The sequence below is a fragment of the Stenotrophomonas sp. YIM B13575 genome, from assembly GCF_042787595.1.
GTDB classification, from domain to species: Bacteria; Pseudomonadota; Gammaproteobacteria; order Xanthomonadales; family Xanthomonadaceae; genus Stenotrophomonas; species Stenotrophomonas lactitubi_B.
Genome location: NZ_JBHZOP010000149.1, coordinates 1 through 12,549, shown reverse-complemented (window position 1 = coordinate 12,549; position 12,549 = coordinate 1). Strand labels below are relative to the sequence as shown.

At 68.2% G+C, this 12,549-nt stretch carries 11 protein-coding genes; 8 read left to right on the top strand and 3 right to left on the bottom strand.

Features of this window, described 5'->3' with window-relative positions; genetic code table 11:
* Positions 1-78: 78 nt before the first annotated feature.
* Positions 79-837: an ABC transporter ATP-binding protein gene (locus ACFX4F_RS19130; protein ID WP_243379997.1), complete on the bottom strand. Its 759-nt coding sequence runs from the start codon at positions 835-837 to the stop codon at positions 79-81.
* Positions 838-1,052: 215 nt separating this feature from the next.
* Between ACFX4F_RS19130 and ACFX4F_RS19125 the strand changes: the two genes are divergently transcribed.
* The 6 genes from ACFX4F_RS19125 to ACFX4F_RS19100 all read left to right on the top strand — a co-directional run bounded on the left by ACFX4F_RS19125 (position 1,053) and on the right by ACFX4F_RS19100 (position 8,192).
* A complete protein-coding gene (locus tag ACFX4F_RS19125) occupies positions 1,053-2,255 on the top strand; it encodes an acyl-CoA desaturase (RefSeq protein WP_099819458.1) in 1,203 nt (400 codons plus the stop codon).
* Positions 2,252-2,587, top strand: a complete 336-nt coding sequence (locus tag ACFX4F_RS19120) for an EF-hand domain-containing protein (RefSeq protein ID WP_099819459.1) — start codon at positions 2,252-2,254, stop codon at positions 2,585-2,587. The genes ACFX4F_RS19125 and ACFX4F_RS19120 overlap by 4 nt, the downstream gene beginning before the upstream one ends.
* Positions 2,588-2,606: 19 nt before the next feature.
* A complete protein-coding gene (gene mutM / locus ACFX4F_RS19115) occupies positions 2,607-3,419 on the top strand; it encodes a bifunctional DNA-formamidopyrimidine glycosylase/DNA-(apurinic or apyrimidinic site) lyase (RefSeq protein ID WP_099819460.1) in 813 nt (270 codons plus the stop codon).
* Between the two features lie 69 nt (positions 3,420-3,488).
* Entirely contained in the window at positions 3,489-4,055 is a 567-nt protein-coding gene (locus tag ACFX4F_RS19110; protein WP_099819461.1) for an ECF-type sigma factor, read from the top strand.
* An 18-nt stretch (positions 4,056-4,073) separates the two neighbouring features.
* The gene (locus ACFX4F_RS19105) at positions 4,074-6,539 is read left to right on the top strand and encodes a serine/threonine-protein kinase (RefSeq protein ID WP_099819462.1); all 2,466 of its coding nucleotides are present in this window, start codon (positions 4,074-4,076) and stop codon (positions 6,537-6,539) included.
* Positions 6,540-6,587: 48 nt separating this feature from the next.
* Entirely contained in the window at positions 6,588-8,192 is a 1,605-nt protein-coding gene (locus ACFX4F_RS19100; RefSeq protein ID WP_099819463.1) for a glucan biosynthesis protein, read from the top strand.
* 39 nt (positions 8,193-8,231) lie between these two features.
* On the opposite strand, the gene ACFX4F_RS19095 is transcribed toward ACFX4F_RS19100, so the two are convergent.
* The gene (locus ACFX4F_RS19095) at positions 8,232-8,951 is read right to left on the bottom strand and encodes a sel1 repeat family protein (RefSeq protein WP_099819464.1); all 720 of its coding nucleotides are present in this window, start codon (positions 8,949-8,951) and stop codon (positions 8,232-8,234) included.
* A gap of 81 nt (positions 8,952-9,032) precedes the next feature.
* Positions 9,033-9,653 carry a thymidine kinase gene (locus tag ACFX4F_RS19090; protein WP_099819678.1) on the bottom strand — a complete coding sequence of 207 codons (621 nt, stop codon included), beginning with the start codon at positions 9,651-9,653 and terminating at the stop codon, positions 9,033-9,035.
* Positions 9,654-9,755: 102 nt separating this feature from the next.
* Here ACFX4F_RS19090 and ACFX4F_RS19085 point away from each other — a divergent pair, with 102 nt between their 5' ends.
* The gene (locus ACFX4F_RS19085) at positions 9,756-11,732 is read left to right on the top strand and encodes a UvrD-helicase domain-containing protein (protein WP_099819465.1); all 1,977 of its coding nucleotides are present in this window, start codon (positions 9,756-9,758) and stop codon (positions 11,730-11,732) included.
* 262 nt (positions 11,733-11,994) lie between these two features.
* Positions 11,995-12,519, top strand: a complete 525-nt coding sequence (locus ACFX4F_RS19080; protein WP_099819466.1) for a GNAT family N-acetyltransferase — start codon at positions 11,995-11,997, stop codon at positions 12,517-12,519.
* The last annotated feature ends 30 nt before the right edge of the window (positions 12,520-12,549 follow it).

Here is a 12,549-nt window from a genome sequence, read left to right as displayed (position 1 = left end):
AGCCGAGCCTATGCTCGGCTGCCGTTCCCGCGGCCAAGAGCAGCCGAGCATAGGCTCGGCTCTACAGTGGCATGTCGATCACCCCGCGTACGCGGTCAGCCGTCCTTCCTGTTCCACCACCGTGATCGCGCCGCCGAACACGGCCGACAGCGGTTCGTCGCGCAGCAGCTCGGCGCGCGCGCCATCGGCCACCACGCGGCCGTCGCGCAGCAGCACCACACGCTCGATCTCGGGAATCACTTCCTCGATGTGATGGGTGACCAGCACCAGGGTGATGCCCTGCTGGGCCAGCACGCGCATGGTGGCGATCAACTGCTGGCGGGCCACCAGGTCCAGCCCGGTGGAGGGTTCATCCAGCAGCAGCGCCTGCGGCCGGTTGACCAGCGCACGGGCGATCAGCACGCGGCGGGTCTCGCCGGCCGACAATTCGGCGTAGGCACGCTCACGCAGGCCCGACGCACCGGTCATCGCCAGGGTCTCGCCGACCCGCCCGCGCATGTCGGCGGTGACCTCGCGGAAGGCCGGCACCATGTAGCTGGCGAAGAACCCCGACAGCACCGCCTGCTCCACCGTCAGCCCCGGCATGTCGGCCAGGTTGCTGCTGAGGTCGCCAGTGACGATGCCCAGCTGCGAACGCAGGCGGTCGACCTGCCAGCGGTTCTGCCCCAGCACCTTCACCGCCACCGTGCCGTCGGCCTGCGCCAGCGGGTACAGCTCGCGGGTGATCAGCTTGATGAAGGTGGACTTGCCACAGCCATTGGGGCCGAGCAGGGCGGTGTGCTGGCCCTGCGCGATGCGCAGGCTCAGCCCGTGCAGGACCTTCACCTGGCCGCGCATCACGCTGGCGCGGTCCAGTTCGATCAAGGGCGGCAGGTCCCCGGCGGATGGGGCAGGGTCTACGGCGCGGATGCGCGGATCAAGGCTCGACAACACGGGTCCCCAACTGTGAACGAAGCCACGGAATGGCGCTGCCAATCCAGCGGTGCAAGGTGCAGTTTGCAACGCAAGCGCCCATGATGTCTTCCATACCTGTGTCGCTCTGGAGAGCCGCCATGCCTGATGCCCTGATGTCCCTGCTGACTGGTGGCGTGCTTGGCCTGGGCTGGTGGCAGCTGGCCCTGGTGCTGCTGGTCTTCACCCAGCTCACGATCTTCTCGGTCACCCTCTACCTGCACCGCAGCCAGGCGCATCGGGGCGTGGACTTCCACCCGGTGGTCGCGCACTTCTTCCGCTTCTGGACCTGGCTGACCACCTCGATGATCACCAAGGAATGGGTGGCGATCCATCGCAAGCACCACGCCAAGGTGGAAACCGAGGACGACCCGCACAGCCCGGTCACCCGGGGCATCGGCCAGGTGTTCTGGCGCGGCGTGGAGCTCTACCGCGAAGCACGCGGCATGCGCGAGGACATCGAACAGTACGGGCGCGGCACGCCGGACGACGCCATCGAGCGCCGCCTGTACACCCCCTATGCCACCTTCGGCCCGGTGCTGCTGTTTGCGATCAACACGGTGCTGTTCGGCCTGCCGGGCATCGCCCTGTGGGCGATCCAGATGGCGTGGATTCCGTTCTGGGCCGCCGGCGTGGTCAATGGCCTGGGCCACTGGTGGGGCTATCGCAACTACGAGTCGGCCGACACCTCCACCAACCTGACGCCGTGGGCGTTCTGGATTGGCGGCGAGGAACTGCACAACAACCACCATGCGTTCCCCAGCTCGGCGCGCTTTGCGATGCGGCGCTGGGAGTTCGACATCGGCTGGAGCGCGATCCGCCTGCTGCAGGCCCTGCGCCTGGCCAAGGTATTGCGGGTGGCGCCGGCGATGGACGTGCGCCCCAACATCGCCGTGCCCGACGCCGACACCCTGAAAGCCCTGTTGTCGCATCGTTTCCAGGCGATGACCGACTACCAGCGCAACGTGTTCATGCCGGCATTGCGCGAGGAAGCACGGTACGCCGGTGCCAAGCTGCGCCGGTTGCTGCCGCGCCGGCTGCGCCGTGGCCTGGTCAACGACGGCCGCTGGTTGAAGCCGGACAGCCGCGCGCAGCTCAGCGAATGGGTCGCCCAGCGCCCGCGCATCCGTACCCTGGTGGAATACCGCGCGCGCCTGGCAACGCTGCTGGAAGCACGTGGCCACGATGCCGCCGAGCGCCTGCGTCAACTGCAGGCCTGGTGCCGCGAGGCCGAGGAAAGCGGCATTGCCGCGCTGCAGGCCTATGCCGCGCGACTGAAGGGTTACACCCTGGTGGGCGGATGAGGGCTGCGCTGACGGTGTTGCTGCTGGTCGCAGTGTGGGCGCCTGCCGTGCAGGCCCAGGTCAGCGACACCACCAGCTACCTGCAGCGCATGGACAGCGACGGCGACGGCAAGGTCAGTGAAGCCGAGTACCTGCAGTGGATGCTGTACGCCTTCGATCGCATGGATCGCAACGGCGATGGCGTGCTGAGTGGCGACGAGCTGCCCGGCGGCAAGGGCAGGGCCATCACCCGCGAACAGCAGCGGCAGACGATCGTGCAGCGCTTCCACAAGCAGGACGCCAACGGCGATGGGTTCCTGGATGCGCGCGAACTGGCTGCACCACCACGCTGAGCGGGCATAGAATCGTGCCATGCCCGAACTGCCCGAAGTAGAAACCACCCGCCGCGGCCTGGCGCCGCACCTGCAGGGCCGCCGCGTGCATGGGGTGATCCTGCGCCGCGCCGACCTGCGCTGGCCGATCCCGCCGGAAGTGGCCGAGCTGCTGCCCGGCCAGCGCATCGAAGACGTGCGCCGCCGCGCCAAGTACCTGCTGCTGGACACCGCCATCGGCAGCGCCGTGCTGCACCTGGGCATGTCCGGCAGCCTGCGCGTGCTGCCCGGCGACACCCCGCTGCGCGCCCACGACCATGTGGACATCAGCCTGGACAACGGCCGCCTACTGCGTTTCAACGACCCGCGCCGTTTCGGCAGCCTGCTCTGGCAGCCGGCCGGCGAGATCCATCCGTTGCTGCAGGGGCTGGGCCCGGAACCGCTGGATGAAGCCTTCGACGGCGACTACCTGTTCGCCCGCAGCCGGGGCCGCAGCGCGCCGGTGAAGACCTTCCTGATGGACCAGGCGGTGGTGGTCGGCGTGGGCAACATCTACGCCGCCGAAAGCCTGTTCAAGGCCGGCATCAGCCCGCTGCGCGAGGCCGGCAAGGTCACCCGCGAGCGCTACCGGCGGCTGGCCACGGCAGTGAAGGAAACGCTGGGCTACGCCATCACCCGTGGCGGCACCACCCTGCGCGATTTCATCAGCCCCGACGGCGCCCCCGGCTACTTCGAGCAGGAGCTGCTGGTGTATGGCCGCGATGGCCTGCCGTGCCCCAGCTGCGGCCGCCCGCTCAAGCACGCGATGATCGGCCAGCGCGCAAGCGTGTGGTGCAGCCGCTGCCAGCGCTGAACGTCTTCATGCGCTGCACACGCGCAGCGCTATAGTCCAGCCGACATCCGCTGCGGGGGAGCGTTGGCGATGGACGAGGGCCCGGATATCACTGTCTGGCTGGATGCTGCGCGCGGCGGCGACCGTGCCGCGCTCGACCGCGTGCTGACCACCCTGTACCAGGAGCTGCACAGCATGGCCCGGCGGCAGTTGGCCGGGCAGCAGGGGCGCACCCTGGATGCGACCTCGCTGGTCCACGAGTCTTACCTGAAGCTGTTGGGCAGCCGCGGTGCGGCGCGTTTCGAGGACCGTTCGCACTTCTTCGCCTACGCCGCATCGTCAATGCGCAGCGTGGTCGTCGATTACGCGCGCAACCGCTTGGCGCGCAAGCGCGGTGGCGACCTCAAGCGGGTGGCCGAGATTCCCGAGAACAGCAGCAGCGGCATACGCCTGGACGAGGATCTGCTGGCCCTGGACGTGGCGTTGGAACGCCTGCAGGCCGTCGATGCGCACCTGGCCAAGGTGGTGGAACTGCGCTATTTCGCCGGGCTGTCGGAGCTGGAGATCGCCGAGCTTAGCCAGCGCTCGGAACGCAGCATCCGCCGTGACTGGCAGAAAGCACGGCTGTTCCTGCTGGCCGCGATGCGCAGCGACTGAGTCGCCGCCACCCACATCATGGATACCGCCCGCTGGCAGCAATTGTCGTCCTGGCTGGACCAGCTGCTGGAGCTGGCACCCGCCGCCCGCCAGCTGCGCCTGCAGCGCTTGAGCGCGCAGGACCCGACGCTGGGACGCGAGCTGGAACACCTGCTGCAGCAGGAAGCCGACAGCCACGAGTTCATGGCCCAGCCGTTATGGACCGCGCCACCGCCGGGCCGTGCCGGCAGCGAGGTCGGGCCCTATCGGCTGCTGCACCCGCTCGGTGAAGGTGGCATGGGCGAGGTCTGGCTGGCCGAGCGCTGCGATGGCCTGTACCAGCGCCAGGTCGCACTGAAGCTGCTGCGCAGTGGCGTCGCCGATCCCGGCCTGCGTCAACGCTTCGGCCGCGAGCGGCAGATCCTGGCCCGCCTGCAGCACCCGCATCTGGCACAACTGCTGGACGCCGGGGTGGACCAGCACGGGCAGCCCTACCTGGCGCTGGATTACGTGGAAGGCGAGCCGATCAGTGACTACTGCCGGCGCCTGCAACCGCCGCTGGAAGCGCGTCTGCAGCTGATGCTGCAGGTCTGCGCGGTGGTCAGCCATGCGCATGCGAACCTGGTGGTGCACCGCGACCTGAAGCCCTCCAACATCCTGGTACGCGCCGATGGCACGGTGAAACTGCTCGACTTCGGCATCGCCAAGCTGCTCGACCACGACGATCCGAACGCGGCCCATCCGGCCACCGAAATCCGCGCTTTCACCCTGCACTACGCCGCGCCGGAACAGGTGCGGGGCGAGGCGGTGACGACCCTGACCGACGTCTATTCGCTGGGCGTGGTGCTGTTCGAGGTGGTCACCGGGCACAAGCCCTATCGCCTGCGCCGGCACAGCGACGCGGAATGGGAGCGCTCGATCCTGGATGTGCAGGCGCCACGTGCCTCGGCGCTGCTGCAACGGCTGGCCGCCGAGCCCGGAGCGCCGAAACGCGCCCTGCAGCGGCAGGCGAAGCGATTGCGGGGTGATCTGGACGTGCTGTTGGAAAAGGCCCTGCAGAAGGATCCGCAGCAGCGCTACAGCTCGGCCGAAGCGCTGGCCGGCGACCTGCGCCGCTACCTGCAGGGGCAGCCGATCCAGGCGCGACCGCCGGGCGTGGGGTACCGGGTACGCAAGTACATTGGCCGCCATCGCTGGGGCGTGGCCTTGGCGACGCTGTCGGTGTTGGCGCTGCTGCTGACCACGTCCATCGCCCTGTGGCAGGCGCGCCAGGCGCGGGTGGAAATGGCGCGTGCGCAGGCCATGCAGGATTTCACCGTCGGCCTGTTCGACAAGGCGGCCAGCCAGCGCCACGGCCATTTCGACGTGCCGCAGCTGCTGGCCACCGGCCAGCAACGGGGCGAAGCCGAACTCGCCGACCAGCCGCTGGCGCTGGCCGAGCTGCAGGGGGTGATCGGCCGCCTGCGCATCGGCCTGGGCGATTACCAGCTGGCGCTGCAGACGCTGGACCAGCAGCGCCGGCTGCTGCAGGCGGTGGGCGAGGTGCCGCCAGCGCTGCAGATCGAGGCGGTGACCCAGCGCGGGCGCGCGTTGCGCATGCTCGGCCGCGCGCGCGAGTGCCTGGCGCACCTGCAGCCGCTGCAACCGCTGGCGGCCAGCGAGGCGGCGGCCTTGCCGGCGGCCGTGGCCGAATTCCACAGCCAGCTGGGGCGGTGCCAGGCCCAGCTGGGTGACGCCGAGGCGGCGCGCCGCTCGTTCCAGCAGGCGCTGGCGCTGCGCCACCAGGGGATGGTCGAGCGCTTCGGGCGTGCTGAATCACTGGCCGATCTGGCCGCGCTGGACGCCACCGCCGGGCGCCTGCCGGCTGCGCTGGCCGGGTACCGGCAGGCGCTGGCCCTGCTCGGCCAGCGCGCCGACGCCAGCAGCCCGCAGGTGATCAGCCTGCACCGGCAACTGGGCGATGTGCTGGCCCGCCAGGGCGACACCAAGGCGGCAGCGGCCGAGCTGGAGCTGGCCTGGCAGGCAGCGCAGGATGCATGGGGACCGCGCCACCCGGAGGCGCTGGTGGTACGCCGCGCACGCGCGCTGCTGGCCCTGCAGCGCGGCCAGCGCACGCTGGCCGGCCAGGAACTGCGGCAGGTGCAGGCACAGCTGCTCGGCGCCCTGGGCCCGGATCATCGTGAGATCGGCTACGGCGAGTTCGCCCTCGGCAAGTGGGCCAGCGCCAGCGACGACCCCTCGGCAGCGGCGGCGCACTACGCCCGCGCGGTGGCGATCTGGCGCCAGCCGGACCACGTCGCCTTGCTGCCGCAGGCACTGCTGGCGCAGGGGCAGGCCCTGCAGGAGGCCGGCCAGACCGCACAGGCCCGCAGCGTGCTGGCCGAGGCACGACAGCTGCTGCTGGCCCAGCGCGGGCCACAGGCGCCGGCCCTGCAGGAGCTCGATGCGCGCATCGCGGCATTGGCACAGGCTGAACAGCGCATCGATTCCACCGCTGCCCGTTAACGTTTGTCTGCCTATGATGGCCGACCTTCCCTTTGCTCCCGCGCCTGCATGCAACGACGCGACTTCATCCGCAATGCCTCCCTGGCCCTGGCCGCCTTCGGCCTGCCGTCACTGCCGGCCTGCGCGGCCAGCAGGAGTGGCCAGCTTGGGCTGCGCCGGCTTGGCCAGCCGCAGCCGTTCGATTTCGCCGCCCTGAAGGGGCAGGCGCGCGCGCTGGCACAGGCGCCGTACCAGAGCCACAAGCGGGTGCTGCCGGGCAAGCTGGAGGCGCTGGACTGGGATCAGTACCAGTCGATCGGCTACCGCCAGGACCATGCCCTGTGGGCCGACCAGCCGGGAAAATTCCAGGCCAAGTTCTTCCATCTGGGCCTGTACTTCCATTCGCCCGTGCGCATGTACGACGTGGTCGACGGCAAGGCGCAGGAACTGGCCTATGACGGCGCCGCGTTCAACTACGGCAAGAGCGGGTTGAAGAACGGCGAGCTGCCGGCCGACCTCGGCTTTGCCGGGTTCCGACTGAACACGCGCAAGGACACCGACCGAGATTTCGCCGCGTTCCTGGGGGCCAGCTACTTCCGCGCCGTGGGCAAGGAAGGCCAGTACGGCCAGTCCGCGCGCGGCCTGGCCATCGACACCGGCATGGGCAAGCCGGAGGAATTCCCGGACTTCATCGCCTATTACCTGGAACAACCTGCGGCCGACTCGGACACCATCATCGTCTACGCGCTGCTGGATTCGCCCAGCGTGGCCGGTGCCTACCGCTTCGCCGTCACCAACGGCGACGTGCTGCTGATGGACATCGACAGCGCGCTGTACCCGCGCAAGGCGATCGAACGCCTCGGCATCGCGCCCTGCACCAGCATGTACCAGGTAGGCGAGAACGACCGCCGCATGGGCTGGGACTGGCGCCCGGAGATCCACGATACCGACGGCCTGTCGTTGTGGACCGGCGCTGGCGAATGGATCTGGCGGCCGCTGCTGAACCCGCGCAACCTGCGCTTCAACATGTTCGTCGACCGCAATCCGCGTGGCTTCGGCCTGCTGCAGCGTGACCGCAACTTCGATCACTACCAGGACGACGGCGTGTTCTACGAGAAGCGCCCGTGCCTGTGGGTGGAGCCGAAGGGCGACTGGGGCGAGGGCTCGGTGCAGCTGGTGGAGATTCCCACTGTCGATGAAACCTTCGACAACATCGTGGCCTTCTGGAACCCGAAGGAAAAGCCGCAGCCGGGCCAGGAACTGCTGGTCGGCTACCGGCTGTACTGGGGCGCACAGCCGCCGGCGCATACGCCGCTGGCCCACTGCGTGGCCAGCCGAACCGGTCTGGGCGGAGTGATCGGCAAGAAGCGGGAGTATTTCTCGTGGCGTTTCGCGGTGGACTTCGAAGGCGGCGAACTGGCCGGCCTGATCGACAAGGCCGACGTCGAAGCGGTTGTCGAAACCAGCCGTGGCCGGGTGGAGATCGTCTCGGCGCGGCCGTTGCGCGAGATCAAGGGCTACCGCGCGATGTTCGACCTGGTGCCGCCGGAGGGCAGCACCGATCAGATCGACATCCGCCTGTACCTGCGCAGTGGCGGCAAGACCCTCACCGAAACCTGGCTGTACCAGTACACCCCGCCGCCGGCCGGTGCGCCGGAGCGCACGCTGTACTGAGTGGATGCAGGGTGCCGGCTGGCCGCCGGCACCGCTGGGTCACGGCTTGCCGTCGATGGGCGCTGGAGGTGGCGTCTGGGTCGGCAGGCCGACTTCCACGGTGCCGCGACGGATCTTCATCCAGTTCTCGTCTTGCCACCGCTGATACCGGTCTGGATCCCAGTACGTGGGATCGTAGAGGCGATCGGCTTTGATGGTTCGGCTTACGCCTCCATCCATGTAGACGATGTCCACGTTGTTGGACAACGAGCCGGTCCGGCTCCCCGTCATCGCACGCTTGCCCCGCTGCAGTTCCGCGGCCAGGCGTGGGCGAGCCGCCGCATCGCCGTACTCATCGCGCAGCCGCAGCGCCTGCGCACGCGCGATATCGTGCTGCTCCAACGGCAGCGCTGCCCAGTACTTGTCGCGCAGCTCGAGCATCAACGGGTATCCGCGCTCGGCTGCGACATCCATCCACGCAAAGGCCATGACCGGGTCGGCAGCACGTTTGACACCGTACCAGTACATCTCGCCCAGCAGGCCCTGCGCAGGCTTGTCGGCATAGCGGGCCGCCTTGCGGAAGTTGTCCATCGCCGCTTCGGCATCGCCGCGGTGCAGCGCATCCATGCCCCACTGCCGGAATTTCATGTCTGGATGTCCGTCCAGAAATCCGGCGCCCAGCAGTGCGGCATCATCCAGCGGAGCGGCGGGCGCCTGGCCGGAGGCGACGGCAAGTACAGGCAGCAACAACAGCGGCATCAACAGCAGGGCGGAACGCATGGCGGACATCCAGTTCGGCAGCAGACGTTGCCGCAGCCTAGGCACGTAGCCGTCTACTTGTAAACGGCTGGACGTCACGCCCTACAGCGGCAGCGGTGCCTGCGCCGGATCGATACGGCCCTCGCCCCGGGTGATCTTCTTGAACTCGGCGCGGCTGACCGAGACGTAGCGCTCGTTGCCGCCGATCTCCACCTGCGGGCCGTCCTGCACGGCATGGCCGTGCTCGTCCACGCGCACGGTCATGGTCGCCTTCTTGCCGCTGTGGCAGATCGTCTTGATCTCCTGCATCTCGTCGGCCCAGGCCAGCAGGTACTGGCTGCCCTCGAACAACTCGCCGCGGAAATCGGTGCGCAGGCCATAGCACAGCACCGGGATGCGCAACTGGTCGACCACCTCGCTGAGCTGCCAGACCTGACTGCGGCTGAGGAACTGTGCCTCGTCCACCAGCACGCAGCCCAGCGGCCCGTTGGCCTGCAGATCCTGCGTGACCCACTGCTGCAGGTCGGTGTCGCGTTCGAAGGCCATGCCGTCGGCGCGCAGGCCGATCCGCGAGGCGACCACGCCCGCGCCGGCACGGTCGTCCAGGCGCGGGGTCAGGATCGCCACGCGCATGCCGCGCTCGCGGTAGTTGTGCGCGCTCTGCAGCAGGGTGGTGGTCTTGCCGGCGTTCATCGCCGAATAGTAGAAATAGAGCTTGGCCATCGGCCGATTGTACGACGCCACCCGGCACCGGCCGAAGCCGTTCAGCAAGCCCACCGGCCGGCGGCTGTGGCTGCCATCAACGCCCGCTACAATCCCCACCCAATGCACGGTCTCAATCCCCCCCAAGCTGCCGCCGTCCTCCACATCGAAGGACCGCTGCTGGTGCTCGCCGGCGCCGGCAGTGGCAAGACGCGCGTGATCGTGGAGAAGATCGCCCACCTGATCGGCTGTGGCCGCTACCCGGCCAAGCGCATCGCCGCGATCACCTTCACCAACAAGTCGGCCAAGGAAATGCGCGAGCGCGTGGCCAAACGCCTGCGCGAGCAGGATGCCGATGAAGTGACCATCTGCACCTTCCATGCGCTGGGCCTGAAATTCCTGCAGATCGAGCATGCCGCGGTCGGGCTCAAGCGCGGTTTCTCGATCTTCGATGCCGATGACGCGGCCGCGCAGATCAAGGACCTGATGTACGGCGCCAAGCCCGACGACATCGAGGACATGAAGAACCTGGTGTCGCGCGCCAAGAACGCCGGACTGTCGCCGGAGCAGGCGATGGCCGCTGCGCGCAGCAATCGTGAAAAGGAAGCGGCCGGCATCTACGAGCGCTACCAGTTGCGCCTGAGCGCGTTCAACGCCGTCGATTTCGATGACCTGATCCGGCTGCCGGTGCAGATCCTGGAAGAGAACCCGGACATCGCGCTGGCCTGGCGCGAACGCATCGGCTACCTGCTGGTCGACGAATGCCAGGACACCAACGATGCCCAGTACCGCCTGCTCAAGCAGCTGGCCGGTGACAAGGGCAACTTCACCTGCGTGGGCGATGACGACCAGTCGATCTACGCCTGGCGTGGCGCCAACCCGGAAAACCTGCAGCAGATGGGGCGCGATTACCCGGCCCTGGAAATCATCAAGCTGGAGCAGAACTACCGGTGTTCCAACCGCGTCCTGCGCGCGGCCAATGCGCTGATCGCCAACAATCCGCACGAACACCTGAAGAAGCTGTGGAGCGACCAGGCCGATGGCGAGCGCATCCGCGTGTGGGAGTGCCGCAACAGCGAACACGAGGCCGAGAAAGTCGCCGCCGAGATTGCGTTCGTGGCGCAGACGCGCAACGTGCCGTGGAGCGATTTCTGCATCCTGTTCCGCGGCAACTTCCAGTCGCGTCCGCTGGAAAAGGCGATGCAGCTGCTGCGTATCCCCTACCACCTGACCGGCGGCACGATGTTCCTGGAGCGCCAGGAAGTGAAGGACACGCTGGCGTGGCTGCGGCTGCTGGTGAACCCGGACGATGACACCGCCTTCCTGCGTGCGGTGCAGTCGCCCAAGCGCGAGGTCGGCGCCGGCACCCTGGCCAAGCTGGCCGAACTGGCCTCGGAAAAGGACATGCCGATGGCGCAGGCCGCCGAAGCGATCGGCGCGCTGCAGCAGCTGCCACCGCGCGCGGCCAACAGCCTGGCGCGCTTCACCGACATCCTGCGTGACCTGCGTGCGCAGACGCGACAGATCAGCTCCGGCGACATGATCCGCAAGGTGGCCAAGGAATCGGGCCTGCTCAGCGAGCTGCGCCAGCAGGCCAAGGAAGAAGCCAGCTACCAGCGTCGTGCCAACAACATCGAAGAGCTGGCGCAGTGGTTCGAGGGTGGCCCGCGTGGCGCCACTGCTGCCGATCTGGCCGGCCAGCTGGCGCTGTTGTCGCGCAGTGACAAGGACGAGGGTGGCAACCAGGTGCGGATGATGACCATGCACGCCTCCAAGGGCCTTGAATTCCCGTACGTGTTCATCGTCGGCTGCGAGGATGGCGTGCTGCCGCACCAGGTCAGCCTGGACGAGGGCAATCTGCAGGAAGAGCGGCGCCTGCTGTACGTGGGCATCACCCGCGCCAAGATCCAGCTGTGGATGAGCTACAGCAAGCTGACCCGCAAGTTCGGCGAGCACGTGCGGTTGAAGCCGAGCCGCTTCTTCGACGAGATTCCGGCCGAGGAGATCCAGCGCGATGGCGCGGATCCGGTGGCGGATGCGGCGCGGAAGAAGGAACGGGCGACGGCGGGGTTGGCGGCGATCGAGGCGTTGTTCGATTGACCGGCGAACGGCGCAGCCCCTCGTGGCCGTTCGCGGTGCATGTGTGCTTGGCCGGGTAGATGGGCTGCGCAGGGGACGCTGCAAGTACGTCCCTGTAAGCTCGGTCGCCGCATCCATGCGGCTCACGCCCCTGCGCAACCCATCTACCCGGCCTTGGACAGGTTCCGTGCGCGTCAGCCACGGAAAAGAAAAAGAAGATCAAAGGCCACGGCAACAGCCGGGGGCTGAGGCACAATCGGAGCTTCTGGCTGGAGGTTTGTCCGTGCACCCGATTGAAAGCGAGCGCCTGCGTCTGCGGGCCATTGAACCGGACCGTGATGCGGCACCGATGCTGGCCCTGCTCAATGATCCGGGCTTCGTGCGGTTCATCGGTGACCGCAATGTGCGCGACGAAGCGCAGGCGCGCGAGTACATCGCCCTGCGGGTGCTGCACAGCTATGCGTTGAATGGCTTCGGCATGTATGCGATCGAGCGGCTGTCCGATGGTGCGTGGCTGGGCAACGCCGGGCTGGTGCGGCGGGATGGGTTGCCGGCGCCGGATATCGGCTACGCGGTGCTGTCGGAATTCGTCGGGCAGGGCTATGCCAGCGAGGCGGCGCGGGCGGTGTTCAATCACGCGCGCACGGTGCTGGGCCTGCAGGATCTCTACGGCATCACCGATCTGGACAACGTCGCCTCGGCAAAGGTGCTGCTGGGCCTGGGCATGCACGAGCGCGGGGTCATCCAGCTGCCGGGCATCGACAGCCCCAGCCGCCTATACGCCACGCTCGGCGCGGCCGAGGTTTGATCGTGGTGGGTGCCGACCGTTGGTCGGCAC